Source organism: Halobacillus sp. B23F22_5, from assembly GCF_043497085.1.
Lineage (GTDB): Bacteria > Bacillota > Bacilli > Bacillales > Halobacillaceae > Thalassobacillus.
Map to the genome: position 1 here is coordinate 1 of NZ_JBIEKI010000005.1, position 24,643 is coordinate 24,643.

Here is a 24,643-nt window from a genome sequence, read left to right on the forward strand (position 1 = left end):
ATTGTTGATTGCCAATTTGGGCAGGGAAACGATGAGACTCCTACGGGAGAGGCAAGGCTGACGAGGCCCCGCAGGGCGAAGCCCGAGGAGACTTGTCGTCTTCCCCGTGGAAAGGGAATCGTTTCCCTGCCCCACTTTTCCAGTATCAACAATAATGAAAAAAAAGGCTGCCCCTATAAGTCTCTTATAGACTTATGGGACAGCCCCTTTTTTATTAAAAATAGTTTATATGTCCTGTTGAACAGGAAAACTGATAAAATAGGACTACTAATAGTTTTTATATAGAATAGGAGTGAATCGCAATGATATCAATAACCTTAAAATGGGTAACAGGTATATTAGAAGGCCTGCTGGCCATCCCTATCGCCGGTGGATTATTCATCCTCGGATCCGGGTGGCAGCCATTGATGTTCATGTTTGTCCTTCACTTGATTACCCTTATCTTTTCCGTTAAAGACAGCCGCTTCAGCGCCGGAAGTGTGCTGGGACTGATCACCAGCGTTGTCGGCATCATCCCGGGAATCGGCTGGTTGATGCATACCATTACAGCAATTGTATTGATCATTGACGCTTCCATCTCGTCAAAAGCGATGAATAGCGCGAAATAATTATGCTATCAGGCTTGTTCCGTATTAACGGGATGAGCCTTCTTTATGGCATGTTTAATAAGGTTATGTTTTATTAGACACTCCAGCTGATTACCAGACAACAAATAGGGTGTGCTAGATAATTACGATGGTTCACTAGATAGTAATGTACGATACCATCCTAAAGAGTCGCCCTCCTACTTTTTCAGGTAACCCATCAATTCCCTGCTACCTTAATCATAATACAATATAGAGTTTTCCGTTTTTTGGCATAATCATGTTGCCTCTGTCCCTCTCCCCTTTTATGTAAATGGTCTTATTTTATAAGTATTTCTCTATAAGTATTCTTAATATTTCCTCTAAATGATAATCTTGTAAATAATCCATAGAAGGAGGAAAGAATACATGAACATACTACAAATGAAAAGATTCGTTCAGCTTTTTACGATTCTGTCGCTTATCTTACTCTTGTCATGGCCTATGTCTTCCAGTGCCCGTGATAAAGACGACATCCTGCTCGTCAACAAACAGTCGTCTCTTTCGGAAGACTACATACCTGCTGACCTAGTAACTCCTGATGTAGCTTTTTCTGGAGACGAGGAACAATTACAGGCTAAAGCGGCCGCAGCCTTAGAGGCAATGTTCACGGCTGCTGAAAGGGACGGCGTCCAATTGTATGCCGCTTCTGGTTATCGTTCATACCAGTATCAAAAGGGGCTCTTTCAATTCTGGGTCGACCAATATGGAGAAGCGCAAGCGAGCCGGGTGAGTGCCAAGCCAGGTCACAGTGAACATCAGACAGGCCTGACCATGGATGTAACCAGTAAGGACGTAGATTTTCAATTAAAAAAATCATTCGGTAAAACCAGAGCTGGTCACTGGATTGAAAAGCATGCCGCAGAATATGGCTTCATCATCCGGTATCAGGAAAATAAAGAGCCGGTCACAGGGTACGATTATGAACCCTGGCACCTAAGGTATGTTGGAAAAGACCACGCTAAGATTATCACAAATTATAATATCGCCCTGGAAACTTATCTTTCACATGACATGGATAGCATGCCAAATACATACACTGTACAAGGTGGAGATACATTCTACAGCATTGCGAAAAACAACGGAACCACCGTCGAACATGTCCTGGCTTTAAATCCTGAAATAAAGACTCGCTCCCTTCCTGTAGGCGCTGAAATTCAATTACCAGGTCAAGACGTCCATATAGTCAAAAAAGGCGATACCATTTCAGAGGTGGCAGCCAAATATTCAGGTGTCACTCCTGAACTGTTGATGGATGTGAATGATCACGTCGACCCAAACCAGCTTCCTATTGATGCCGCCATCAATATTCCATAACGCTTATGCCAAGCCTTATTCATCTGAGGCTTGGCATTTTCTATTTATATACAAGGGTTGTTAGCATCCATCCCCCTCTCTTGCTTGGTCACTTCCCATATTTTACCTTATATTACATTTATGTTACGGTTATTACATAACGATTACTGAAAACCACTTAAGGAGGGGTATCATTAATCAATTATTTTATTGCGTGTTCTAGTTGGAACTTCCTTGTTGTTGCGTTGGGTTTTAACAACTATAAGGAGGATGATTTTTTTGAATATCCGTGAATATTCTGCAAGAATAATAAATGTTTTAATGATACTCACCATTAGCGCATTCGTTGCTTGGCCTGCTACAGTTAAAGCACACGATAAAGATGATATTTTACTAGTCAATAAAAGCCACTCCTTATCGGAAAGCTATGTACCTGGTAATCTTGTTTATCCTGACGTTTCCTATTCCGGTGATCGAGAACGGATGCGGTCGTATGCCGCTGATGCTTTAGAGGATATGTTCTATGCCGCTAAACAAGATGGAATTCAGCTTTATGCCGCTTCTGGTTATCGCTCTTATGCATACCAGGAAGACTTGCATCAGTACTGGGTGAATCAATATGGGGAGGAAGAAGCTAACCGGATCAGTGCGAAAGCTGGCGAAAGTGAACACCAGACAGGGTTGGTTATGGATGTGACCAGCGCATCCGTAAACTTTGAATTAGTGAAAGGCTTCGGGGATACAAATGCCGGACAATGGATTGAACAAAATGCTGCCGCTTACGGTTTTATCGTCCGTTACCCTGAAGGTAAAGAGCATGTAACAGGCTATAGCTATGAACCATGGCATTTACGATATGTCGGTGCTGATCATGCCCAGGACATCATGGGGCAGGATATTACGCTCGAAACCTATCTATCTAGCAATTCTGAATCAGAACAAACTACTTCTTATACCATCAAGGCTGGTGATACTTTATACAAAATTGCGCTTGATCAAGGTACAACGGTAGACCAACTGGTGAGCTTAAATCCGGGCATTCAACCTCGATACTTGCAGATCGGAATGACGATCCAGCTGCCAGGCAGCTCATCTTCTCCCGATCAACCAAGAACAAGTACGTCTTATACCATCGAGCCTGGCGATACCTTCAGCGGGATTGCAGCTTCCTATTCTGGAGTGACTACCCAGGAATTGATGGATGCCAATCCGGGAATCAACCCTCGTTATCTGGTAATCGGTTCGACGATAACAATCCCTGGAGAATCTTCTGATAACCAAACTTCCTATGTAGAAGCTGACGGAAACGTATGGATCCATGCTACACCCGATTTCAACGCGTCCTCCCGACTCGGGGTTTTCTATGAAGGGGAAAAAGAAAAACTTCTGGGAGAAACGCCAAATATGTATCAAATCAGCAGTGGTTATGTTTCTAAACATTATGCTGATGTTATCGAATGATAGAGACAGCTGATTTCCTTTTCCCAGGTCAGTCAGCACTAAATGATAAAGGTGTCGGAAAATCTGTAATAAATTTTCTGGCACCTTTTCTAGTAGGTCTGCCATGATAATTAACAGGCTTCATGCTAAGATAAAGGTAAATGATCCGGAGGTGGAAAAATGAAAATTGTTATTATCGGCGCAGGTGCCTTGGGCGCTTATTTCGGCGGCCGCTGGCAAGAAGCAGGGCATGAAGTTACATTTTTGGTTCGTGAACGGCGGGCAAATCAGATTCAAGAGAATGGCATTCATATACATAGCCCCTATGGTGATTATAAAATGGACAACCCCTCCATCATCCGCCAGGCGGACGAAGCTGAAGGTGCAGACCTCGTTTTTTTATCCGTAAAAGGGTATCATCTTCCAGGCGCAATGGAAGATTTGAAGACACTGACTGCAAAAGGAGCGAAAGTCCTTCCGGTTCTCAATGGTGTTGAACACATCCCTACGTTACAAAAAGAACTGGGCGAAGAAACGGTGATCGGGGGACTATCCTTCATCATTGCCACTTTGGATGAACAAGGCCATGTCGTCCATTCAGCCAATGTACATGACCTCGTATTCGGTGCTCTCCACCAGTCCCAGCAACAGCTGGTTGATGAACTGGGCTTAGTCTGTGAGCAAGCTAATTTTGATGGAAGATTAAGCAACGATATTTTAAAAGAATTATGGAAAAAGTATATGTTCATCACAGCTTTTTCTGGAATTACAACAGCAGCCAATCTGCCAATCGGAGAGATTCGCAAGTATCCGGAAACCTACCACATCGCACGTAAGGTTTTAGAAGAGATGAAACAGCTGGCCAACAGTCATGGCCTCGAACTAACCGATAAACACGTAGACAAGGCGTTTGAAAGTATTAATAATCTAGGTGATGAAGCTACTTCTTCTATGCACCAGGATCGTCGCAAAGGACTTACGCTGGAAGTCGAACATTTACATGGTGGTGCACTTCGGTTAGGGGAAGCTGTAGACCTGAAACTTCCTTATATTGAATCGATTTATGGCATTATTAAACCATTCGAAAATGCTTGAAATAATTAAAAACAGCCCTGAAAATGGGCTGTTTTTTGCTGAGGATAAAAATACTATTACCCGGGTTCAAATTGTTATCCACTTTTCATAACAATTATAACGTTGTGCATCACTCGGCCGGTGGGGAAACTCTACAAATCCTCGCAATTGAAAATCATTATGAAGATATAACTGGTTGGAGACTGGATTTCCGTCAAAAGTGTCCAGGCGGATGCTTGTGTAATCTTGTTCTTTTGCATAGTTGTCACACCACTTTATCAACTGGCGCCCGTATCCTTTCCCCTGGTGGGTCGGCGAAATACAGAGACCATGCAATACCAGTGGCTTGCCAATTACATCCCGCCATTCGATTGCTTCCCACTCAAGCGTCCCCTCTTCATTCAATATCACCGCTCCGATAATACTCTCTTCCTCCACCATTACATATAGTTGCTTATTCATTATCGCCTGGAAAATAAAATCCCTGCCTGGATAATTTTCATCCCACTGAGAAATCGCTTGTGCTGCCAGCACCTCTGCACAAGCCTGGTAAAGATTAAAGACTTCTTCCGCCTGATGCTCTTCCGCCAATATGATGTCCGTCATTGCTCTTCCCCTTTTTAATTTTTAGATGTGATAAACTGGTATAAAGTATGTTTTTACCAGTAAATCTATGTTTCTATAATTTTAGCATAATTCAGATAAATACCAGAAATAATTTTAAGGATGGACGCCATGGGTTTTTTCACTGACCGAACCAAAACGCAAACTACATTTGAAATCTTCATGCTGCTTCTTGCTACAATATCCGTGGCTACTATTTGGAAAGAGACCGGTTATAACAGTATTATCGTCTGGACTACATGGGCAATATTTTTCCTCGATTTCCTGTACCGTTTATACAAAAGTGAGAGTATGTGGAAATTCATCAAAAAGCATCCCTTCCTGCTTATCGCTGCCATCCCTTTGGATGCCGTTTTTCAGTTTGCCCGGTTTGCAAGGATTCTCCATTTACTAAGACTGAAATCAATCACCAAATTTTACACCAAACCATTTATTAAATACTTTAAGCGACAGCATCTAGGTTTTGTAGCTGGGGCAACGGCAATAGTCCTCTTTCTAGCTATTATTCCGCTTTATCAATTCGAATCGGGAGTAGAAAGCTATGTTGAAGCTATGATTAGTGCCCTCACTGCCATTACATTTTTCGGCAGGACGGCATTTGAACCGGCGACAGGTATTGGTCAAACAATCATAGTAATTCTGACGATTTTCGGCGTTATTTTGCACGGACTTATCATCAGCACAGCATTCGATATCTTCTATCATTCAAAATGGGTGCAAACTTTTGTAAAGAAATTGAAAAACAGATAAGGTTTAGGATTTTCTCGCACGAGGTATACTCCACATATAACGCTGATGAATGAGGTGACTTAAGATGGCTGAAAACCAAAAGAAAAACGACCGCCAGCAAAAAGGTATGGCCAGAAGGAATCAGCCTGAACAAATCGAGTCTGATAATGAAAGCTTGCTGGACAAGCATAAAGATGAACAGTTGACTGATCCTATTCCGATGGATGACTTAAATAAAGAAATGAAGGAAGAAAAGAAAAAAGATAAAACAAAGAAAGATTCAGGTTCAGAAGAAAAATATAAGAAGGATTATAAGTAGCCGCATTGTTTGGGGTTTAAATTCAAAAACTTTTTGTTGACATGATGCTCGATATCCTGTAATATTGTCATTTGTAGCTATATAGCGAATGGAACGTAGAAATGTATAGACACGTCAAGAGTGTAGTATGATCGAACTTTTGACGAAACTAAACTGGCATTCTGTGCTAAGTTTTTGAAACACTTATTCACACTGGATCGGCTTCGGAGCCGTAAGGATGCAAGAGAGGTAGGGCTTGCGTCGTCTAAGTTAGAAAACTACCAAACGGAATTATAACCGCGGCAAATAGACACACATTAGAAAAACTTGGCTTGTCGCCAAGTACTAATGGCGAAAGCCTTAGTATTTTCTTATACTTTAACTCTTCAAAGTTTAACTTTCTTAAAGTATAACAAAAAAGTGTGCAACATAAATAAGCATTTCCAAACGTTTAAACTACAAAGCGGGTCTGACTGATTGTCGGATCCGCTTTTCCAATGGAATTATATTTTCATATCGATTGTAGCACAGTTAAGTTCCTGGAAAAGTACCGAGTCTTCGATATACTCTACTCTAGTGCGAGGCTGAAGTTTTTCAAGCAAATTGATTTGTTCTTTGATGTAATTAAACGGGCCAATTCCTCTGTACTGGCTATTTATATATATTTCACAGCGGTTTTCGCCAAGCAATACCAGCTTAACAAGCCTGCCATTAATCAGACTTACATAGGTTTTATCTAACAAACGAATCATATCCCTGCCTCCTTAAAATCAACTGCCTTCTTCTACAAGTTCAGCCTGGACAATTAACCGATGGGTCGGATCTTTAATCGGATGACAGGTGATCAGCGTCACCATCGACTTATCTGTTGGCTGTTCTAAAACCGACAAATCTGTGGGCAATACCAGCAATGTCTCTGTCACACGATAGGTGAAGGTTTCGTTCTTGTTGGCTACCTTCACATCCTGTCCTTCCTTCACTTCATCGAGACGATTGAACAATCGTCCATAGCTATAACCACGGTGGCCAGCCAAAGCTGCATTGCCGATTTCCCCTACTTGAGCTGTTTCTGACATATGACCGACTGCATATTCAAGGTTATCCATGCCTGCTCCTTCTAATAATGGAAGTTTTAAATCTATGGTTGGAATTTCAATACTTCCGATTAAAGGATCTTCTGAGACTTGCTGAGATTGTTTTTGCTGCGAACTTTCCCGCTCGCCAGCTTCCAGTATTTGATTTACGTTTTGATAACTTTCAATCATTTCATTGGTATCGATTTCTGGCTGTGTTTTCTCCAGTGCCTCCAGCATTTGACTTTGCTGGTTAGAGGTGTAATGGTTTTCTATAGTCGGATAAAGCAAAAAGCCAACACCTATCAGTACGACTATGGCAGCTATACCTCTCATCAGCATTTGACCCTCCCTCTATATAAAAAGAGCAGTGGAGTGTATTATGCTTGTTCCCCACTACTCTCTTCTTTTCACCTGTACAGAAGCATATAAAGCAAACCCAAAGGCAACGAGTAACCCGCCAATCAAATAGAACATAGTTGGCATTGATTCACCTGTTTGCGGTAAACCTCCTGAAAATGCAGGTGTTGCAGTGCCGGTTTGTGGCGTTCCTGAATCGTCTCCAGTGGTAGGAATACCTTGACCACCGCCGTCATCTTTATCTGATGGAGTAGAAGGTTCACCTGTTTTTGGTTTTTCTGGAGCTTTCCCCTTAAAAACAAAGTTAATCTGGAATAAAGTTTTTAATCCTTGATATTCATTACCTGCTTCTTTACCTAGTGCTACTTCAAAAGTCAGCTTATCAGCAGTTGATTTCTTTAAATTCCTTTGTTCATTAAGTTCAAACTCACTAAGTTTTCCTTTAAAGAGTTCATTACCTTTCTCATCAAACACCTTACAGGTTAATATATTGTAGAGTTGCTTTGACCCGTTTTTATAATTAGAAGTCACCGTATATTTAAGGTTGAAATCTTTTGTGTTGTTTACTATGATTTCTTGAGAGACGGTTCTCCCCGGGGCCAATTTTGACGAGTTAAATAATAGCCTATCAGGAAATATCCCTCCCACATTTACTTCGATTGAATCGTCATCACTGGCCAATGTGGGTAAGGCAGTGAGTAGAAAGCTTCCGAAAAAAATCAGGAAACCTAAACAGAACAAAGATATCTTATTAATGTTTTTCATTTCACATACATCCTTATTATTTGAGAATTGAATGATGATTTATAATCATTATTCATCTTCACTCTGTTTAAGGTTTTCCTCATCCTCTGGTTTATTACTTTTTGGTTTTACCCCATCTTCAACTTCTGATTCTTCTTGAGAATCTTTCACTGGATTATCTTTTTTAGAAGTAGCAGCAGTTACATTATCTTCACTTTCTTCTCCAACGGTATCTATAGATTCGTCTTTAGACTCAGTGCTGTCACCTTCTTGTTCATCCTTCTCTTCACTTTGATTACTGTCTACTTCTTTATTTTCGGTAGTATCACCTGAAGTCTCTTGGTTATTTACATTTTGATCTTCTTGTTTAGTATTTTCGTGATTGGATTCAGTATCTTTTGGTTCTTCCTCTTTCTTACTACCTTCTTCACTTTCATCATTTTCAAGTTTGGTTGACTCTTCTTCATCAGTCTCTGTAGTTTGTTTAGTAACTTCATCTCGTCCTTCTTTTCCTTGATTTCCACAATGCTTTCCTTGACCATTATCATTCGGTTTCCCATTGGCCTTATCGATAGCAGGTTGAGGGCATGGATTTAATTGTTCTTTTTCAACTTCCACATTTACAACATGGTCAAAATAGTTAACGAAGCCAATTATATGGTATTGTTTAGTACCAAAATCCCCACATGAATTGGCTAATGTCTTGGTATGGGTGGTTTCTTCACCGGGACTTAATCGATATGAAGTTCCATCCACTTTAATGTCAACAAAATAATCAAAGACATTCAAAATGGTTACATCCTGCTTAGCAACACAATCTTTCTTATAAACCACCTTACCTTCTGTAATTTTAACCAAATCTTCTTTAGTGGCATTAGTGATTTGAGAGTTGGCTTTATATCCAGCAGTGAAATATGAATAAGTATAATCTGACCAGTTACTAAACGAGACTAATAATAGATTAATAAAAAAAACAAGCAATAACGTTACCTTAAGATTTCTAAAATATCTATTTATTCTCGACTCAATATATTCGTCTTTTCTCCCCATAATATTATCTCCTTGAATTAATTATATTTTTAGTTCAGGGATAGAAAAAGTTAATATACAAATGGCCGGTATATTACCGACCATTTGAGATGATTAATATTAGTCATTAAATGTAGATGCAGCTTCAGTTTGTCTGGCATCTACTTCAATTGAGCCAACTAACTTTTTACCTTGATATTCATTGCCAGCTGAAGATTTAAGTCTAACACCTAAATCAAACGTCACTTCTGCTCCAGGAACAAAATAATTACCTTCATGCCCGGTATCGTCTGGCAACCATTCGCCATCCTTAAAGAATGTATCAATATCTTCTGCGCTAAAAGTTTGATTCACTACTGTAGTACCATTGTATTTCGCTAAAACATCTACCTCGTATTCACCTTTGTCAAGGCTTACTAATTGATTGCCATCATAGATTGCCAAATCAAGTTTTCCTCGAACAATCTGATCCATTGACCCCGTGTTTTTAATTGAAAAGCTATCTTCAACTGTGCGACTCGGTGCTAAGGTGGCTCCCTCAAAAAGTTTTTCATCAAAGGTAGTTTCTCCATTTAGTTGAAGTGTTTCATTTGTGATTTCTCCACTTGCTGTATACTCTGCATTAAACCAGGAATATGTACCTGCTCCTGCACCTACAACTAAAGTTCCTGCCAACGCTGTTCCTACTAAAGCTTTCTTAATGTTTTTCATTTTAATTCCTCCTGAATAATATTTTTTTTATAATAATAGGAGTATCTACTCCTAATACTATTAAAGCTAATTCTGAACTTGTTCCTTTTTCCTTTGACCAATTATTCCTAACCTTTGAAAAATCTCTATGACCAAGACTGCTAGTATCGGCATCGCTATCAATAAGAAGAAGCCAACCGGTCCTGAAACAAATTCAGCTACATAGCCAGCGTTAGGAATGATCACCTGCTGTACTCCTAATACGTCTGAAGTAGGAACTAAAACTTTGTCCTCTACATTGTTGTTGTCACCTTTTGTTTCATAAAAAGTTTTACCTTCTTTTTCAACTATGTTGATTACCCTGTGAGTAACTAATATTCCATCTGAATGTTTGAATGTGATGACATCTTGTTCCTTAGGCGTGTTGTTAACGTTGATTAATATGACATCCCCTGCACTGAAAGCGGGCTCCATACTATTTGATAATATAGTCAGAGGTTTATATCCGAATAAATCCGGCGCTTTTTCGATATCTCCTTTTGATTGGAAAACAACAATCACAACAGCTATGGCAGCTATAGCTAAAAGAGCAAGAAAGGTTGACGAAGCAATTTTCAGGGTTTTTTTAATCATCAAAATCACGCTCCTAAAAAATCTATGTTCTTTATACAAATCATTCCGTTCTCTTTTGAGAACTACAAGTTGATTATATGCTAACCCCCCTAGATGTAAAACTTCCGAAATCGCTCAAATATTCTATATAAAGAACAAAAACCATTCGTTTTCTCTCATTATCTGCTAATATCTTACTTTTTTACTTTATAAAGAACTATTTTGTGTTATATAAAGAACGGTAAATTACACTATTCCCTAACCTTTCTTACTCCTCAACGAACGAACCCCCAAGCTGATGATCCAGCTTGGGGGTTCATAGTACTAATATTTGTTATTCATATATTTCTTTCACTCTACCAACCTGACCGTCTTCTAGACGGACCTTTATACCGTGGGGATGCTGGGCTGACTTGGTAAGAATGTCCTTGACTACTCCTTTGGTAAGTTTTCCAGTCCGTTGATCCTGCTTTAAAACGATAGCCACTCCTGCTCCTGGCTGGATATCTTTACGGTTTTGACCGCTTTTGCTCATTTCTTTCACATACCTTCCATTGCAAATTTACTTCTTTCATTTTGACGCTAATTTTCCATTCCTGCAAGCTTAATATACGGCCAGGAGTAAATATTGATAAAGAAAAAATGCCAATTCTGATTGAATCGACATTTTTTTGACTCAACTTCTATATATTTAAGGTAATTAATTAGGCATTTAATCAGCCAGATTAGACGCCCACCAATTCTTATTGCCTAACGTCTTTTTGTCATAAAATATAAGAACCAGACGGCGTGGTTCTGTTCATCCGCGGAAGCACGGCGGAACGTTTGCTGAATGAACGGATCAGTGGCTTGCTCGGCGATATCCTGATAAAAATCTGCTGTATCCTGTTCATCTTTAAAAGCAGCTTCGATTCCCCTCCGATAATTATTCGGGCAGTCTTCAATCTGCTGCGGGTCAGGCTGCCTTCCTGTCAGGCTCCGGTAGATACGGCTAAATTGTCGTAAATGCTTCTCTTCATCGCGGCGGATTTCACGAATTTGGCGCTTTTCTTCATTGGTCGGTGCCAGTTCGATTAGTTTAGCATAACATTGGACAGCACTATATTCTCCGTTGATTGCCTGAGCGATACTACTAATTAACTGCTGTTGATTTTGTCGGTTCATTGGCTGATAATACGGATAATAATATGGATAATACATAAGAATCCCTCCCTATATTTCCCTCTCATTCTTAACTATGTGGTGGATATTCAAGCTATTTTTCTAACATTTTTATCTCGTCTTCCATTGTCCTCTTAACTTGCTCTACTATTTTCAAAAACTTTCTCTCTAATCCCTCACTCAATCCCAAGTTGAAATCAATGGTGGCAGCCTCGATGCCGATCAATTGCCCCTTAACTTTGCTGTCATGGAGCATATGGAAAAGGTGAAGGTTATGAGCGGATATCCCTAACTCCATTACTGGCATTTGCCTAAGGTCATAACGGCTGATTGTCCCTGGTGGTTTTCCGGTCGTAATAGCGTCAATCACAAACAGAAAAGAGGCATCTTCAGCCGCGGCAAGACAGTAATCCAGGTCAGTCTCTCCGATAATATACGTGACATCCAGCTGACCCAGCCCTTTTAAACTTTCCACCACATATACACCTATCCCATCGTCCCTCATTAATGTATTTCCGATTCCAAGCACCACTATTTTTTTCATTAAAACACCTGGATCGTTTTTGTTTCTTGACCTGGACTTGAGACATGGGTGGCGCATGACATACAGGGATCAAAGGAGCGGAGTATCCGTCCAAGCTCTACCGGCTGTTCCGGGTCAGCGATAGTTGTCCCCATAACAGCCTGCTCAGCAGTCCCCAGGCTGTTCTCGTCCGAAGCAGAATAATCCCAGGCAGAAGGTGTAATGATTTGATAAAAAGAAATCGTTCCATCTTTTATTTTCAGCCAATGACCCAAGGTGCCTCGAGTGGTTTCCACTAACCCGGCTCCCTGAGCCGACGAGGGAAGTTCCCACTCTTTCTGTACCATGTAATCAGGTACGACCTGGTCGAGTAACGTCGATATAATACTAGCAACCTTCGCTGCTTCCAGTGACCTGGCTATCGTCCGGTCCATAGCGGATATACCATTGCGGTAATCACCGCTCAACCAAAGCCTCGCCAAAGGGCCCACCTCTACCGCCATTCCATCATAGCGTGGGGCCTTGACCCAGGTATAGGCGTCTTCTTTCTCCATGTCGGGTTCAGGCATTGTTTCAAATGGCTTATATGTCTTTTTTCCTTGATACCAGGAATAATTGATATTCTCGGTAATCAAACCCGCATCAAAACGGGAAGTTTTATTCGTCTTGCCATTAAAAACAAGAGGTTCTGTGTACAAAGTGCCGAGCGCCTCATACCCATGGAAAGCGCCACAAGACATGAGATTTCCCGGTCCTTTCCCCATCTGGAATAACTCTGAATAATAGCGGCTGATGGTATACGTATCAGGAATCATCTTATCGACGATGAAGTTCCTTATTTTCTGCAGCATCGACTTGGCTTCAATAATTTTCACTGCGGTCGCAGGGGTCGTATAGCCGCCTACATAAACCCCATGATTATGCGGGGCTTTTCCGCCAAATAGCGCTAACAGTTGATGGGCAAGACGGCTGATGGCAAGCGATTCAAAATAGTGTTCCACGATGGCAGCATTTTCTCTATCCGGCAGCCTTGCCGTTCCTTCGTAGGAAGTGAAAAGTGGATGTTCGGGAGGCATTTTTACGTAGTCTGGAACGGAGTACTGGTAGAAGTGGCGGATATGATTCTGTAAAAATTCGCAGCCGTGGATGATGTCTCTCAAATAGCGTCCCTGTTCCTCCACAGTCACATTCAAAGCGTCTTCCAAAGCAAGGGATGAGCCTACAGAATGAGCAGTCGAACAAATCCCGCAAATCCGCTGGGTCAAATAGATGACATCAAACGGCTTCCTCCCTTTCATCATTTGTTCAAAACCACGGAACATCATGCCTCTCGTTCGCGCTTCGCTTACTACTCCATTTTCTACCGTGACATCCAGTTCCAAAAATCCGCTAATTCTGGTAACTGGGTTAATGATGATTTTTCGCGCCATACGAATTACTCCTTTGTTGTGTCATACGAAATGAAAGGGGCCATCCGGTCCGGAAATCCGAATTGCGCACAGCCGATACAGGTGCTGGCTCCGATGGGCCAGTTGACATGATCGTTCCACTTCCTGGTAGGGCAATCCGTACGTGTCACCGGACCACGGCATCCGACCTTGAACAAACAATATGGCTCTCCCAACTTTTCTGCAAAAATTCCCTTGTCAAAAAATGGTCTTCTTGGACAGCGGTCGTGGATAAGTGTGCTATAAAACATCAGCGGTCTGTTCATATCATCAAGCTTCGGTTCCCCGAACATTAACAGGTGGGCAAGTGTCCCTAGAAACCAGTCGGGATTGACCGGACAGCCTGGAAGCTTAATAATGTGCCGTTCCAGCACCCCTTGCAGTCCAACCGACTGTGAAAGGTTTGGACGTGCAGCCGAGGGCCCGCCATCTACAGAACACGCGCCGACAGAGATGACATGAGCCGCTTTTTTTCCAAGCAGTTCAGCCATTTCAAGCCCAGTCACAGGTCTGTCGCCAATTTTTCCGACCAGATGATACATGCCATTATTTTTTAAAGCCACAGCTCCCTCGACAGCCAGGATAAATTCTTCATCGCTGTCGGCAAGATCAAACAGCCGCTGCATCGCCTGTTCTCCTTCGGCTGCCATCAGACTGTTGCTGTACAGGAGATCCACCATCGATGTAATCATATACTCGAAATCCGGATTCGATCCGTTCAGAAGAGAGATGATATTGCCAGAACAGCCGTTCAGCTCCAGATAGACTAATTTCTTTTTTTTCAAATTGCCTTGAGCCACTTGCCGTTTCGCTTCCCTTGCCAGTCTTGCTGCCACTGATTCGTTATCTGTAGACTCTGGTGGCAATACAGGATGCTCACTCATGCTATCAGCCTCCCTACCGGTACGAGTGTGTCCAGAATCCATTGCTGCCCGGTGTGGCAGGAGGCGAATTCCTGAGTCAAATCCCTGCCTGCTGACAAACCGAAATGAGTAGCAACCGACCAGGCGGCGTTATTGGTAACATCATAAACGATGCCATTTACCGCCACATAGGCAGGCTGACCATTCATACCAGTGAATTGAGCCAGCTGTTCACGAGTGAACTCCATTTGGTTATTGGCAACAGGAGCGCTTGTAGAATCTGGAAGCATGGTTTGTGGAGAATTTTGTATTGGTATGGCTGCCTGCCCCTGTTGGAAACTCGCCGTAACAAGCAGCTGGTTCAAGAATTGCAGGTGGGCAATCTTATTCCACATCTGATTCAATGTAAGGTTTTTTGTATGTTCATCCTCTGTTGCATACATTAGGCGGATCAAATAGTTAATTTCAGCAAACGTCAAGTCTATCTGCCTTTGTATCATATCCACATCTATCATCAGGGCACCTTCCTTTCCAAAGATGAAGTTCATGCTGCCTTGCCCCGTCAATATTCCGTTATGGTTACATCCTCCTCCATCTGCCCGCCAGAAAGATAGTTCAGTTCAATTTGTCGCAGTTGGCCGATCAATTGCTCGGTGGAACGTTCTGCTTCTTCAAAATCCAGGCGGCACTTTGTCCCCTCTTTATCTGCCACCAGCTGTTTCCAGAGTCCAATATACGTATGAGCACTTGCAATCGATTCCTGCAGCTGCCTGAATGCCAGCTGCGCCTCCTGACGGTTCAATTTTTCCTGGCACATCAAACCACTCCTTCTCCTTGTGTTAACAAATCCGGGGCAAAGGTTCTCCGGACAACATATCTAATACGCGTGTACCTCCAAACTCCGTTTTCAATAGCACCTGACCGCTGCCCTCTGTCACTTCCCCTATCGCTGCAGCCATTTCATGCCCCTGGATATCCTGCAAAAATTGGACAAGTGCTTCCGCTTCTTGCGGACCTGCAATCAGCAGCACTTTTCCCTCATTCGCCATGTAGGCTGCATCCAGTCCCATCAATTCCAGCGTGCCCCTCACCTCTGGCTTGACCGGTATCCGCTCTTCTTCAAGTACAATATTCAGGGTTGTTTTCAAGGCGATTTCTTTTAAGGTTGTTGCTATTCCTCCTCTCGTCGGATCACGCATGAAACGTACCGTTTTAAATTCCTCCATAATCTTTTTTATCACCGCATGAAGCAGCTGGCAGTCACTCGTAATCGGTGCTGTAAAAGGAATTCCCATCCGTTCTCCTAATACGGCTGCGGCATGTTCGCCTATCCCCATTTATAATTACTCGATCTCCCGGCTGAATATGATGATAAGCCAGTTGGACGCCCTGCTCGCGATACCCGATGCCTGTGGTATTGATATACAGCTGATCGCACTTACCTCTTTCCACTACTTTGGTATCGCCTGTTACAATCCGGATTCCCGCTTCCTTTGCTGTCGCAGCAAACGACTGGACAATTTTCTTTAACAGCTTCATTTCCAGTCCTTCTTCTAATATAAATCCAACAGACATGTAAGCAGGCCGGGCACCACTGACAGCCAGATCATTGATGGTACCGGTCACTGCAAGCTTCCCGATATCCCCGCCTGGGAATTCTACCGGATTGATAACAAATGAATCCGTGCTGACCACCAAATCGCCGCTCTGAAATGGCAGAACTGCCGCATCATGTTCTTGTTCCAGTTCAGCATCACCGAATGCAGCTTGAAAAACTTCACTTATCAACTGGTGCGTCTGGCTCCCACCATCACCGTGAGACAATAAAATTTTCTTCATCATAACCGCTCCTTCATTTGGACAACGAATGCTTTTGCCGTTCATATTGATAGTAGGTCGAGCAGGTGCCCTCGGACGATACCATGCATGGTCCTAGAGGGTTGTCCGGCGTACAGGCAGTGGCGAACAGCTTGCAATCAAACGGCCCCTCTTTCCCTTTCACAATTTCTCCGCAACGGCACCCTTTCACGACCCTCGACTTCGGCTTGACAGTGAGAATGTTTTTCCTGGCATCAAACTCTTCATAATCAGAATGGATGGTCAGCCCACTTTCCGGAAGCTTGCCAAACCCCCGCCAGGAGGGAGAATGGACTTCAAACACTTCACCAAGTAAATGCTTAGCCCGTTCATTTCCGAATTCCCTGACATTCCGTTGATAATTATTTTGGATGACGCGCACCGGCTTCTCCATTTCCTTCAGCAATAATACGACCGATGTCAATAAATCAATCGGTTCGAATCCACTGATGACAGCCGGAACATTGTACTTTTCCAGCCCTCGCCAGCCATCACGGCCAATAATTACAGACACGTGACCAGGCAGCACAAAGCCGTCAATTTTGTGGTCACTATCTTGAAGCAGAGATTCCACAGCAGGAGGTGTCAGCTTATGGGCAGCATAGACATAATAGTTATCTACTTTCTGTTCTTTGGCTTTTTTCAACGTCAGTGCGATACTGGGGGCAGTCGTTTCGAATCCTACCCCTAAAAAAACGACCCGTTTACCAGGATTTTCTTTTGCGATTTCCAATGCTTGTGACGGAGCATGTACGATGCGGATATCCGCCCCATTCGCCCGTTCCTGGTATAAGTTCGACTTTGTCCCCGGCACCTTCATCATATCTCCGAAAGTCGTTACGATGACGTCCTCACATTTCGCATAGGCAATCATTTGATCAATATCGCTTTGATCTGTAACACAGACAGGGCAACCGGGGCCGCTGATCAGATTGACATAAGGAGCCAGCAGATCTCTGACTCCGGTTTTTGAAAAAGCGACCGTATGAGTACCACACACTTCCATAAAATTGAGCTTTCTCCCCACGCGTTCGTGTTGTTCTTTCAACAGAGGTGCCGCCTTGCGGAAAAGCCGCATAAACAATGGACCGTTACGATAAGCCAACAGGTTCATTCCAACAGCTCCTTCCATAAATCTAATGATTGTATGGCCTGTTCTTCGTCAATGACCTGGATTGCTTCTCCTGCATGTACCAGCACATACTGTCCGGTTTCCACTACCTCAAGTAATTCCACGCCCACCATGATCCTGCTTCCTAAATAATCAACAATAGCAGTACATTTTTCCTCCCCAATTTCAACAACCCTTGCTGGCATCGATAGACACATTATTTTTGCTACACCTCCATTTTGCTACAGCCGCTTGTCCCAAAGCGATGTTGCCATCTCCTGCTGGCACCTGCCGATGAGTGAATACGGAATATCCCTGCTGTTCAAGCAGGCGCTTCGTAACTTTTACGAGATATCGGTTGTGCCACACTCCGCCACTTAGTACAACCGGAAGTTTACTCATTTCCCCTGAAGCGATAAAAACGCCAGCACTAACCATTTCAGCAATCGTATGATGAAACTTTGCTGCAATCGTCTTTTTTTCTATGCCGTGATGGATATCTGCCAGAATTCCCTGGATCATTCCGTCAATCTTCCATTCTCCTTGAGCGATCGTAAACGCATAGTGGTCTGAAGTCTCGGGTTCTAAGGATTGCTTCTCCATCATTTCACTCAACAGAATAGCGGCTTCCCCTTCATACGAACTTTTCTTACATAAACCAAGCATCGCAGCTACCGCGTCAAACAATCTTCCCGCGCTGCTCACCCGGATTCCCTGACTCCTCTTCAGATGAGCAGCTACAAGAGAGACCTCATATTCCGGAAAAAGTGAAGCTGCAGCTTTACTCGCAATTCCTTTATCCTCTACAGCTTCGTAAATCAGTGAAACTGCCATCATCCATGGATGACGGATTGCTGCTTCCCCACCTGGAAGCCTAACGGGTTGCAGGTGGACTTTGCGCTCGAAATTGCTATAGTCTCCGGTTAGTATTTCAAATCCCCACATCGTGCCGTCTGTTCCGTATCCAGTTCCATCAAGAATGCAACCAATGACTGAAGTGTTCAGCTGGTGTTCAGCCATGCAAGCAGCCATATGGGCATGATGATGATAGACAGGTAAGGGATTTTCCAGTCCAGCGGTTATCTCCTTTGAAATCATATAAGCAGGATGAGGATCGTAAGCAATCACTTCCGGACTTGTTTCCGCCAGGTGCAGTACATGATCCAGCCGCTCCTGATAGCTTGCCAGGCTTTCCAAACTATCGATGTCTCCGATGTGCTGACTAAGCAGTGCTTTATCCTTGTCTAAAACGCAAAAAGTGTTCTTCATTTCCGCCCCTGCACCCAGAACAGCAGGGGCTTCCCCACTTATTGGAATGGAGAGCGAGTCAGGGACGAACCCTCTCGCTCTTCTGATAAGACAAAAATGCCCGTTCATGCTTTGTCCAACCGAATCATCAATACGGGTGACAATAGCACGGTCATGTATCAAAAAGCCTTCCACAACCCCCTTCAACTGGGTCAGTGCCTCATCATTTGTTTTGGCAATTGGCAAGCCGCTCTTGTTGCCACTCGTAGCTATCATCAACTCAGGACCTTGGGTGAATAGCAAGTGGTGGAGCGGGGTATAAGCCATCATCACACCGATTCTGTACAAGCCAGGGGCAATGGCATCCAAAGGCAGGACATCTTTCGCTTTTTGTTTAGGAGTAAGCAAGACGATGGGAGCCTGAGGGGATTGCAATGCTTTTCGTTCCGTTTCATCGAGATTAAAATACTGTTCGATTACATTGATGTCCGCAGCCATTAAAGCAAGCGGCTTACTCGGACGATTCTTCCGTATTCGCAAACGTTCAATAGCTTGTTGGCTCAACGCATTGCACATCAAATGAAAACCGCCGATTCCTTTCACTGCAAGAGTGCCACTATTGCCCAAGATACCTGCAGCTCCCCGCAGCCAATTGACTGCCTCCTCTTTTCCATTTTCATTAAGAAACTTCACCTGCGGCCCACAGACAGGACAAGCGATTGTCTGGGCATGAAAACGCCTGTTATTCGGGTCTTCATATTCTTGCTGGCAATCTTCACATAATTCAAACGTGCTCATTGAGGTAGTTTTCCGGTCATAGGGAAGTTCCTCGATCACCGTATACCTTGGACCGCAGTACGTACAGCTGGTAAAAGGATACTGATAATAACGGCTTGTCTCATCATAGATTTCTGCGAGACATTCCTCACAAACAGCCAGGTCAGCCGGAAAAGCGGTGGCAGCTTTATCATTCTTTTCACTTTGCTTGATTGAGAAATTTCCCTCTCCCGAAGGAACCAGCACGGTACCTTTGAGAGCATCGATCCGGGCCGGCGGAGCTGTCTCTGTTTTCAAAGCATGATAGAAAGCATCAATGTCTCCTTTTCTTCCTTCCACTTCAATGGATACTTTTCCAGCATTGTTAAGGACAAACCCAGTCAGGTGATTCTTCTCAGCCAGCCGATAAATGTATGGCCGAAAACCTACCCCCTGAACAACACCTGTCACGTCCAGTCGAAGTCTTTTACCTGTGTTTGCGCCACCCAGCTTTCCTTTAGCCACTTGGTCCACCTCCCGATCCCTTCTCCATTGTGTGCCGATAATTCAAAAATCGGGGCATCTGGATTGAGCTGGTGGACTTCATCTCTGAATTGCTTCAAATCAAACCTTACATAGGGCAGTAAATCTATTTTATTCAGAAGAATGACATCAGCATTTTCGAACACAGCCGGGTATTTAACAACCTTATCGACACCTTCCGTGGTGCTTAGCAGCGCGACATTCACATGCTCGCCTAAATCGAAAGCTGCTGGACAGACAAGGTTGCCGACATTCTCGATCACCATCAGATCAATCTCTTGCAATGGAAAACGCGAAAGCACCCCTGCTATCATTTTGGCATCCAGGTGGCAGGCTCCGTGCGTATTGATCTGCACCGCTTTTACGTTGTGTTTCGCAATACGTGCCGCATCTAAGTCAGTTGCCACATCCCCTTCAATCACGCCGATGTTCATGGTCGTTTTCAAATTATCGATTGTTTTTTCCAGCACAGCGGTTTTCCCTGAACCTGGGCTGCTGATTAAATTAATAGTGAAGACATTTTCATCATAAAAACGGGTACGATTCTGCTCTGCATATGTCTTATTGGTTTGAAGTACATCCTGTTTCATGGGGATATGTTTAGTCACTTGCGTCCTCTCCTTCAATATAATCGATATAAAAATCATTTCCTTCGACAGTCTCCCATTTCAGCTCTGCTTCATCTGCCGGTTCCCTCTGCAACGTATCAAAGGCAAACTGCAGTGCTTCAGGCATGACCATCATCTGGTTCCCAATCGTTAATTTAATCGTGGTAACCTTATCCATTCCTTCCTGTCTTGATGCTTGTTCCACATGTAATAACACTTCATAGATCAGACTAACTTCATGCATTGCGCTCACCTATTTCAGTCATAGTACATCGTATGTAAACTAGAGACTTAATATCACTTGTACGCATTTGTGCAAATAAAAAAAGCCAGCACATTTACTGGCTTCTAAACTTCTGGAATGAACATTCCGGTTTGCGGACGCCGAGAACGTAAATCTATTCTTTGAATAGCAGTCGAGGTTAGTGCCCCTGGATTAAATCCTACTTAAGGTGCAGTGTGCGAGAACTGTAAGCAGGGTAAACAAATGCTAGACTGATAGATAAGGAAAGGGGAGTTGTAAATGACATTTAAAGCTTTTCGAGTCAACCAGCAAGAAGAGGAATTTTCATCAGGAATAGAAGAACTGGAACTGGAGGATTTATCTGAAGGCGACGTAATAATCAAAGTTCATTATTCCAGCGTCAACTATAAGGATGCTATGGCTAGTGTAAAAAATAGTAAAATTGCACAGAAATATCCGTTGACGCCAGGAATCGACCTTGCCGGCGAGGTAGTCGAATCTCATTCAGAGCAATTCCGTGAAGGTGACAAAGTGATTGCAACCAGTTATGACATCGGAGTCGCCAAGGATGGCGGTTACAGTGAATACGCCCGCATCCCATCAGAATGGATTGTTGAACTGCCAGAAGGGCTGACGCTTGAGGAATCGATGATCTATGGCACAGCAGGGTTCACGGCTGCGTTATCCGTCCACCGGCTGGAGGAAGCGGGAATCAGGCCGGAGGATGGTGCTATAATTGTAACTGGTGCGACCGGCGGGGTTGGCAGTATGGCTATAGCGATGCTAGCGAAACTCGGTTATAGCGTAGTGGCCAGTACCGGTAAAGAAAGCGAACATAGTTATTTGAAAGAACTAGGGGCAAAAGAGGTCGTGTCCAGAGAAGCTGTCTATGATGGCAAAATCAAGCCATTGGACAAACAGCTTTGGGCCGGAGCGGTAGATGCCACCGGAGGCAATAACCTGGCTGCTATCTTAAGCAAGCTCCAATACAGCGGTGCAGTTGCTGTCAGTGGTCTGACAGCAGGTACGGACGTACCGACTACTGTCTTCCCATTCATCTTACGAGGGGTCAGCCTGCTTGGCGTTGATTCCGTCCAGTGTCCGATGACGATACGCAGGCAAATCTGGAACCGTATGGCGACTGATTTGAAGCCAGAAGGACTATTTGAGCAAATGAAAAATGAAGTAACCTTAGAAGAGTTGCCGGAAACGATAAATACTCTCTTGGAAGGAAAAGCCCGTGGAAGAAATATCGTGAAGCTGTAACCAATAAAATCAGAGCGCCTGCAATTAATGCAGGCGCTCTTTGTAATTATTCTTCTCCATGATAATAGCTTTGTGTTAACGTATCCCAGAAAGATGTATCAGCATCTTCAATCGAACCATCAGCGATCGCTTTCAATGTTGCTTTCATCGTTACTACACCCTGCTGAATCAGGTAGCCATTGCTTTTTTGGCCTAATACATAGTCTTCACGATAATGATCGGCCATCCCACGCATTTCAAATAATAATGTGGAAATACCATACTCATTCGCCAGCCCATTACGACTGATGGTATTGGCACTTCCGCCAGGATACTTGGATAATGTACCATATCCTTTCGATTCTACTGCATCATAGACAACTGCACCAAGTTTCTTGGAGCCTTCCAAAACTTCAGAATCGACTGTTTCATTGGTTGGATAAAGAATGGAGCCAGAAACTAGTGGCCCATCTTCACCTTTAGTCACCTGTGTTCCTTGATGATGAAGGTCGATCATGTAGTCTGGGCTGTATTTTTGCAGGACATTTTCATGCAAGGCTTTCGTTTCCGGCTGCTTACGGTCGACATGATCACGGTTCAGATCGACACCATTTGCGTTGTAGCGGGTATGTGTACCGGCGACATAATCATCGAGTGAGAAGTTGACATCACCTTCTGCCCCGTCGACATTCAGCCGTGGAGCTATCAACACGTTGACATTCGCAAGGATATCCTGGACTCCCTTACTGTTCGTGCTTAAGTATTTTATCATTTTCAAAGCAGCTTCCGTAGTCAATGCTTCGTTTCCATGCTGCTGGGTCAAAAACAAAATCGTTGGATTTTCTTCATTTTCCCCAAATTTCGCAAGATACAAGTCTCTATCTTTTACGGACTGGCCATACACTTCTAATGTCAGATTTTCGGACTGTTGATCGACCCTTTCAAGCAGCTTCGCCATTTCGCTATAGGAATGCAACCGTTCATTCTGAATCGTTTCATTACCATTGTAGTTCGGTCCATCGGCACTTACAGAGTTTACACCTGTTCCTAACACCACTCCAGAACTTAGCAATACTCCAGATAATGCGATATTCAATGCTTTTCTTTTCAAGATCCATCCATCCTTTCGTCATTTTTCTCGGGGTTCCTTTTGAGCTTTCTAGACGGTTTTCGAGGAATCCTGTCAAAAAAACTAAAGTCAGGAACATCGCCCTAACAAAAGGATGCCTTGGACCTATGCGTTTTACATGCAACTCCCATAAATACTATTCAATAAAAAACAGACCCTCATGTGAAGGTCTGCTTGCATTAGTTATTGCTATTCTCGTAATTGTGTTCGTTCTGGACGTCACCGTTTTTCTTATGGATGACTGCTTTTGTTCCTTTATTTTCAGCAATTTCTTTAGCGCGCTTGATCGCTTCATCTTTATTATCGAATACCTGGTCCGGCTTTTTAGCGCCTTTCGCCTGGACAGCCCAACCGTCATCATGTGCGACAACATGCTCACCGCGATCCAATAATTCAGGACGGTTGTCATATTGTTTATCTTCTTCGTCACGATCCTTCAACTCTTTATCGTCGGCGTCCTTCATTTCATTGATTTCTTTATTGGAAGCATTATCATACCATTCTTTCGCCTGACTGGTAGCAATAGGAATCGCACGGTTCTCATCATAACCTTCATCTACCATAGCATTCGCAATTTCAATTGCTTTATTCCTCACAGCAGTGTTCAAGTTTTTTAATGAGCTTGGATAATCATTCTTATCCCAAGGCATTGCGCTCACCTCCACGTAATATTTGTTTATTATGTTCCGCATTAGTGGCATTTATAAACATCTCCTGCCTGTTTTAGGAAGGTATACGTTTATTACAACGTATGAATACTACATGTGTACCACAAAATTAAAAAGGAGTGTTTCCAATGGGTATTTTAACTGGTGACCCCAAAGAACAGCCTCTTCACTACGGGGAAGTATTCGGAATGTGGTCCTATTTGACAGTAGCAAAAGGTAATTACACACGTTACCAAACGTTTATGAACCATACTGGTGATAAAGAATTGATGAAGTTGCTGGAGGAACTGATCGAAGGTATCAAGCATGAATCAGAAAGTATTGAAGAAATTTTAAAAACCAATGGAATAGCACTGCCTCCATCGGCTCCTGAACGTTCGAACGCAACTCTTGAAGATATCCCAGTCGGTGCACGATTCAATGACCCTGAAATCAGCGCGCAAGTCTCCGCCGATTTATCAGCCGGATTGGTTGCTTGCAGTACCGTTATCGGACAGTGCACGCGGGAAGATATTGCTATGATGTTTGGACAGTTCCACATGAACAAAGCTCAGGCAGCTGCAAAAGCACTTCGACTTAATAAAGAAAAAGGCTGGTTAGTAACACCACCGATGCACACTAAAGTACCAGAACCAGTTTAACCGGCA

At 43.3% G+C, this 24,643-nt stretch carries 31 protein-coding genes; 8 read left to right on the forward strand and 23 right to left on the reverse strand.

Annotated elements, in window-relative coordinates:
* Nucleotides 1-302 precede the first annotated feature (302 nt).
* The 4 genes from ACGTN9_RS08645 (at nt 303) to ACGTN9_RS08660 (ending at nt 4,454) form a co-directional block, all read left to right on the forward strand.
* Nucleotides 303-608: a hypothetical protein gene (locus tag ACGTN9_RS08645; RefSeq protein WP_499591942.1), complete on the forward strand. Its 306-nt coding sequence runs from the start codon at nt 303-305 to the stop codon at nt 606-608.
* Nucleotides 609-992: 384 nt separating this feature from the next.
* Nucleotides 993-1,940 carry a D-alanyl-D-alanine carboxypeptidase family protein gene (locus tag ACGTN9_RS08650; RefSeq protein ID WP_499591943.1) on the forward strand — a complete coding sequence of 316 codons (948 nt, stop codon included), beginning with the start codon at nt 993-995 and terminating at the stop codon, nt 1,938-1,940.
* 258 nt (nt 1,941-2,198) lie between these two features.
* On the forward strand, nt 2,199-3,380 hold the full coding sequence (locus ACGTN9_RS08655; RefSeq protein ID WP_499591944.1) for a D-alanyl-D-alanine carboxypeptidase family protein: 1,182 nt from the start codon (nt 2,199-2,201) through the stop codon (nt 3,378-3,380).
* A 159-nt stretch (nt 3,381-3,539) separates the two neighbouring features.
* Nucleotides 3,540-4,454 carry a ketopantoate reductase family protein gene (locus tag ACGTN9_RS08660; protein WP_499591945.1) on the forward strand — a complete coding sequence of 305 codons (915 nt, stop codon included), beginning with the start codon at nt 3,540-3,542 and terminating at the stop codon, nt 4,452-4,454.
* Nucleotides 4,455-4,520: 66 nt separating this feature from the next.
* Here ACGTN9_RS08660 and ACGTN9_RS08665 read toward each other — a convergent pair whose 3' ends face one another.
* Entirely contained in the window at nt 4,521-5,039 is a 519-nt protein-coding gene (locus ACGTN9_RS08665; protein WP_499591946.1) for a GNAT family N-acetyltransferase, read from the reverse strand.
* A 129-nt stretch (nt 5,040-5,168) separates the two neighbouring features.
* Between ACGTN9_RS08665 and ACGTN9_RS08670 the strand changes: the two genes are divergently transcribed.
* Nucleotides 5,169-5,807 carry a hypothetical protein gene (locus tag ACGTN9_RS08670; RefSeq protein WP_499591947.1) on the forward strand — a complete coding sequence of 213 codons (639 nt, stop codon included), beginning with the start codon at nt 5,169-5,171 and terminating at the stop codon, nt 5,805-5,807.
* A gap of 64 nt (nt 5,808-5,871) precedes the next feature.
* Nucleotides 5,872-6,105, forward strand: a complete 234-nt coding sequence (locus tag ACGTN9_RS08675) for a YczO family protein (RefSeq protein WP_499591948.1) — start codon at nt 5,872-5,874, stop codon at nt 6,103-6,105.
* 482 nt (nt 6,106-6,587) lie between these two features.
* On the opposite strand, the gene ACGTN9_RS08680 is transcribed toward ACGTN9_RS08675, so the two are convergent.
* The 20 genes from ACGTN9_RS08680 to ACGTN9_RS08775 form a co-directional block, all read right to left on the reverse strand.
* On the reverse strand, nt 6,588-6,836 hold the full coding sequence (locus tag ACGTN9_RS08680; RefSeq protein WP_499591949.1) for a hypothetical protein: 249 nt from the start codon (nt 6,834-6,836) through the stop codon (nt 6,588-6,590).
* Between the two features lie 18 nt (nt 6,837-6,854).
* The gene (locus tag ACGTN9_RS08685; RefSeq protein WP_499591950.1) at nt 6,855-7,499 is read right to left on the reverse strand and encodes a class D sortase; all 645 of its coding nucleotides are present in this window, start codon (nt 7,497-7,499) and stop codon (nt 6,855-6,857) included.
* Between the two features lie 54 nt (nt 7,500-7,553).
* Nucleotides 7,554-8,282 carry an LPXTG cell wall anchor domain-containing protein gene (locus ACGTN9_RS08690; RefSeq protein WP_499591951.1) on the reverse strand — a complete coding sequence of 243 codons (729 nt, stop codon included), beginning with the start codon at nt 8,280-8,282 and terminating at the stop codon, nt 7,554-7,556.
* Between the two features lie 48 nt (nt 8,283-8,330).
* Nucleotides 8,331-9,311 (reverse strand): hypothetical protein, encoded by a 981-nt coding sequence (locus ACGTN9_RS08695; RefSeq protein ID WP_499591952.1) that lies wholly within the window; start codon nt 9,309-9,311, stop codon nt 8,331-8,333.
* Between the two features lie 99 nt (nt 9,312-9,410).
* Entirely contained in the window at nt 9,411-10,001 is a 591-nt protein-coding gene (locus ACGTN9_RS08700) for a TasA family protein (protein WP_499591953.1), read from the reverse strand.
* 66 nt (nt 10,002-10,067) lie between these two features.
* The gene (locus tag ACGTN9_RS08705) at nt 10,068-10,613 is read right to left on the reverse strand and encodes a signal peptidase I (RefSeq protein WP_499591954.1); all 546 of its coding nucleotides are present in this window, start codon (nt 10,611-10,613) and stop codon (nt 10,068-10,070) included.
* Nucleotides 10,614-10,926: 313 nt separating this feature from the next.
* On the reverse strand, nt 10,927-11,127 hold the full coding sequence (locus ACGTN9_RS08710; RefSeq protein WP_499591955.1) for a YwbE family protein: 201 nt from the start codon (nt 11,125-11,127) through the stop codon (nt 10,927-10,929).
* 215 nt (nt 11,128-11,342) lie between these two features.
* Nucleotides 11,343-11,792: a ferritin-like domain-containing protein gene (locus ACGTN9_RS08715; protein ID WP_499591956.1), complete on the reverse strand. Its 450-nt coding sequence runs from the start codon at nt 11,790-11,792 to the stop codon at nt 11,343-11,345.
* A gap of 55 nt (nt 11,793-11,847) precedes the next feature.
* Nucleotides 11,848-12,297 carry a hydrogenase maturation protease gene (locus ACGTN9_RS08720; protein ID WP_499591957.1) on the reverse strand — a complete coding sequence of 150 codons (450 nt, stop codon included), beginning with the start codon at nt 12,295-12,297 and terminating at the stop codon, nt 11,848-11,850.
* Nucleotides 12,297-13,706: a nickel-dependent hydrogenase large subunit gene (locus ACGTN9_RS08725; RefSeq protein ID WP_499591958.1), complete on the reverse strand. Its 1,410-nt coding sequence runs from the start codon at nt 13,704-13,706 to the stop codon at nt 12,297-12,299. Before ACGTN9_RS08725 ends, ACGTN9_RS08720 begins: the two co-directional genes overlap by 1 nt.
* 5 nt (nt 13,707-13,711) lie before the next feature.
* Nucleotides 13,712-14,608: a hydrogenase small subunit gene (locus tag ACGTN9_RS08730; RefSeq protein ID WP_499591959.1), complete on the reverse strand. Its 897-nt coding sequence runs from the start codon at nt 14,606-14,608 to the stop codon at nt 13,712-13,714.
* On the reverse strand, nt 14,605-15,135 hold the full coding sequence (locus tag ACGTN9_RS08735) for a cytochrome b5 domain-containing protein (RefSeq protein WP_499591960.1): 531 nt from the start codon (nt 15,133-15,135) through the stop codon (nt 14,605-14,607). Before ACGTN9_RS08735 ends, ACGTN9_RS08730 begins: the two co-directional genes overlap by 4 nt.
* Before the next feature lie 14 nt (nt 15,136-15,149).
* On the reverse strand, nt 15,150-15,404 hold the full coding sequence (locus tag ACGTN9_RS08740) for a hypothetical protein (protein ID WP_499591961.1): 255 nt from the start codon (nt 15,402-15,404) through the stop codon (nt 15,150-15,152).
* A 22-nt stretch (nt 15,405-15,426) separates the two neighbouring features.
* Nucleotides 15,427-15,882: a HypE family hydrogenase expression/formation protein gene (locus ACGTN9_RS08745; RefSeq protein ID WP_499591962.1), complete on the reverse strand. Its 456-nt coding sequence runs from the start codon at nt 15,880-15,882 to the stop codon at nt 15,427-15,429.
* Nucleotides 15,848-16,426: an AIR synthase related protein gene (locus ACGTN9_RS08750; protein WP_499591963.1), complete on the reverse strand. Its 579-nt coding sequence runs from the start codon at nt 16,424-16,426 to the stop codon at nt 15,848-15,850. Before ACGTN9_RS08750 ends, ACGTN9_RS08745 begins: the two co-directional genes overlap by 35 nt.
* Nucleotides 16,427-16,439: 13 nt before the next feature.
* Nucleotides 16,440-17,558: a hydrogenase formation protein HypD gene (gene hypD, locus ACGTN9_RS08755; protein ID WP_499591964.1), complete on the reverse strand. Its 1,119-nt coding sequence runs from the start codon at nt 17,556-17,558 to the stop codon at nt 16,440-16,442.
* Nucleotides 17,555-17,761 (reverse strand): HypC/HybG/HupF family hydrogenase formation chaperone, encoded by a 207-nt coding sequence (locus tag ACGTN9_RS08760; RefSeq protein ID WP_499591965.1) that lies wholly within the window; start codon nt 17,759-17,761, stop codon nt 17,555-17,557. Before ACGTN9_RS08760 ends, hypD begins: the two co-directional genes overlap by 4 nt.
* Nucleotides 17,742-20,084 (reverse strand): carbamoyltransferase HypF, encoded by a 2,343-nt coding sequence (hypF, locus tag ACGTN9_RS08765; RefSeq protein WP_499591966.1) that lies wholly within the window; start codon nt 20,082-20,084, stop codon nt 17,742-17,744. Before hypF ends, ACGTN9_RS08760 begins: the two co-directional genes overlap by 20 nt.
* The gene (gene hypB, locus ACGTN9_RS08770; protein ID WP_499591967.1) at nt 20,027-20,710 is read right to left on the reverse strand and encodes a hydrogenase nickel incorporation protein HypB; all 684 of its coding nucleotides are present in this window, start codon (nt 20,708-20,710) and stop codon (nt 20,027-20,029) included. The genes hypF and hypB overlap by 58 nt, the downstream gene beginning before the upstream one ends.
* Nucleotides 20,703-20,954: a hydrogenase/urease maturation nickel metallochaperone HypA gene (locus ACGTN9_RS08775; protein WP_499591968.1), complete on the reverse strand. Its 252-nt coding sequence runs from the start codon at nt 20,952-20,954 to the stop codon at nt 20,703-20,705. The genes hypB and ACGTN9_RS08775 overlap by 8 nt, the downstream gene beginning before the upstream one ends.
* 279 nt (nt 20,955-21,233) lie before the next feature.
* Here ACGTN9_RS08775 and ACGTN9_RS08780 point away from each other — a divergent pair, with 279 nt between their 5' ends.
* Nucleotides 21,234-22,220, forward strand: a complete 987-nt coding sequence (locus ACGTN9_RS08780; RefSeq protein ID WP_499591969.1) for an acrylyl-CoA reductase family protein — start codon at nt 21,234-21,236, stop codon at nt 22,218-22,220.
* 46 nt (nt 22,221-22,266) lie between these two features.
* On the opposite strand, the gene ACGTN9_RS08785 is transcribed toward ACGTN9_RS08780, so the two are convergent.
* Entirely contained in the window at nt 22,267-23,310 is a 1,044-nt protein-coding gene (locus tag ACGTN9_RS08785) for a M14 family metallopeptidase (protein WP_499591970.1), read from the reverse strand.
* 197 nt (nt 23,311-23,507) lie between these two features.
* On the reverse strand, nt 23,508-23,978 hold the full coding sequence (locus tag ACGTN9_RS08790; RefSeq protein ID WP_499591971.1) for a DUF2188 domain-containing protein: 471 nt from the start codon (nt 23,976-23,978) through the stop codon (nt 23,508-23,510).
* Between the two features lie 146 nt (nt 23,979-24,124).
* Here ACGTN9_RS08790 and ACGTN9_RS08795 point away from each other — a divergent pair, with 146 nt between their 5' ends.
* Nucleotides 24,125-24,637 (forward strand): DUF3231 family protein, encoded by a 513-nt coding sequence (locus ACGTN9_RS08795; RefSeq protein WP_499591972.1) that lies wholly within the window; start codon nt 24,125-24,127, stop codon nt 24,635-24,637.
* Nucleotides 24,638-24,643: the final 6 nt, after the last annotated feature.

Coding starts and splice junctions, on each gene's coding strand:
- ACGTN9_RS08670 (WP_499591947.1), top strand. CDS start 5,169: ATGGGTTTTTTCACTGACCGAACCAAAACGCAAACTACATTTGAAATC.
- ACGTN9_RS08705 (WP_499591954.1), bottom strand. CDS start 10,613: ATGATTAAAAAAACCCTGAAAATTGCTTCGTCAACCTTTCTTGCTCTT.
- ACGTN9_RS08650 (WP_499591943.1), top strand. CDS start 993: ATGAACATACTACAAATGAAAAGATTCGTTCAGCTTTTTACGATTCTG.
- ACGTN9_RS08790 (WP_499591971.1), bottom strand. CDS start 23,978: ATGCCTTGGGATAAGAATGATTATCCAAGCTCATTAAAAAACTTGAAC.
- ACGTN9_RS08760 (WP_499591965.1), bottom strand. CDS start 17,761: ATGCCAGCAAGGGTTGTTGAAATTGGGGAGGAAAAATGTACTGCTATT.
- ACGTN9_RS08750 (WP_499591963.1), bottom strand. CDS start 16,426: ATGAAGAAAATTTTATTGTCTCACGGTGATGGTGGGAGCCAGACGCAC.
- ACGTN9_RS08735 (WP_499591960.1), bottom strand. CDS start 15,135: ATGAACTTCATCTTTGGAAAGGAAGGTGCCCTGATGATAGATGTGGAT.
- ACGTN9_RS08720 (WP_499591957.1), bottom strand. CDS start 12,297: ATGAAAAAAATAGTGGTGCTTGGAATCGGAAATACATTAATGAGGGAC.
- ACGTN9_RS08780 (WP_499591969.1), top strand. CDS start 21,234: ATGACATTTAAAGCTTTTCGAGTCAACCAGCAAGAAGAGGAATTTTCA.
- ACGTN9_RS08795 (WP_499591972.1), top strand. CDS start 24,125: ATGGGTATTTTAACTGGTGACCCCAAAGAACAGCCTCTTCACTACGGG.
- ACGTN9_RS08775 (WP_499591968.1), bottom strand. CDS start 20,954: ATGCATGAAGTTAGTCTGATCTATGAAGTGTTATTACATGTGGAACAA.
- ACGTN9_RS08725 (WP_499591958.1), bottom strand. CDS start 13,706: ATGGCGCGAAAAATCATCATTAACCCAGTTACCAGAATTAGCGGATTT.
- ACGTN9_RS08680 (WP_499591949.1), bottom strand. CDS start 6,836: ATGATTCGTTTGTTAGATAAAACCTATGTAAGTCTGATTAATGGCAGG.
- ACGTN9_RS08730 (WP_499591959.1), bottom strand. CDS start 14,608: ATGAGTGAGCATCCTGTATTGCCACCAGAGTCTACAGATAACGAATCA.
- ACGTN9_RS08675 (WP_499591948.1), top strand. CDS start 5,872: ATGGCTGAAAACCAAAAGAAAAACGACCGCCAGCAAAAAGGTATGGCC.
- ACGTN9_RS08645 (WP_499591942.1), top strand. CDS start 303: ATGATATCAATAACCTTAAAATGGGTAACAGGTATATTAGAAGGCCTG.
- ACGTN9_RS08715 (WP_499591956.1), bottom strand. CDS start 11,792: ATGTATTATCCATATTATTATCCGTATTATCAGCCAATGAACCGACAA.
- ACGTN9_RS08665 (WP_499591946.1), bottom strand. CDS start 5,039: ATGACGGACATCATATTGGCGGAAGAGCATCAGGCGGAAGAAGTCTTT.
- ACGTN9_RS08740 (WP_499591961.1), bottom strand. CDS start 15,404: ATGTGCCAGGAAAAATTGAACCGTCAGGAGGCGCAGCTGGCATTCAGG.
- ACGTN9_RS08690 (WP_499591951.1), bottom strand. CDS start 8,282: ATGAAAAACATTAATAAGATATCTTTGTTCTGTTTAGGTTTCCTGATT.
- ACGTN9_RS08685 (WP_499591950.1), bottom strand. CDS start 7,499: ATGCTGATGAGAGGTATAGCTGCCATAGTCGTACTGATAGGTGTTGGC.
- ACGTN9_RS08710 (WP_499591955.1), bottom strand. CDS start 11,127: ATGAGCAAAAGCGGTCAAAACCGTAAAGATATCCAGCCAGGAGCAGGA.
- ACGTN9_RS08700 (WP_499591953.1), bottom strand. CDS start 10,001: ATGAAAAACATTAAGAAAGCTTTAGTAGGAACAGCGTTGGCAGGAACT.
- ACGTN9_RS08660 (WP_499591945.1), top strand. CDS start 3,540: ATGAAAATTGTTATTATCGGCGCAGGTGCCTTGGGCGCTTATTTCGGC.
- ACGTN9_RS08695 (WP_499591952.1), bottom strand. CDS start 9,311: ATGGGGAGAAAAGACGAATATATTGAGTCGAGAATAAATAGATATTTT.
- hypD (WP_499591964.1), bottom strand. CDS start 17,558: ATGAACCTGTTGGCTTATCGTAACGGTCCATTGTTTATGCGGCTTTTC.
- ACGTN9_RS08745 (WP_499591962.1), bottom strand. CDS start 15,882: ATGGGAATTCCTTTTACAGCACCGATTACGAGTGACTGCCAGCTGCTT.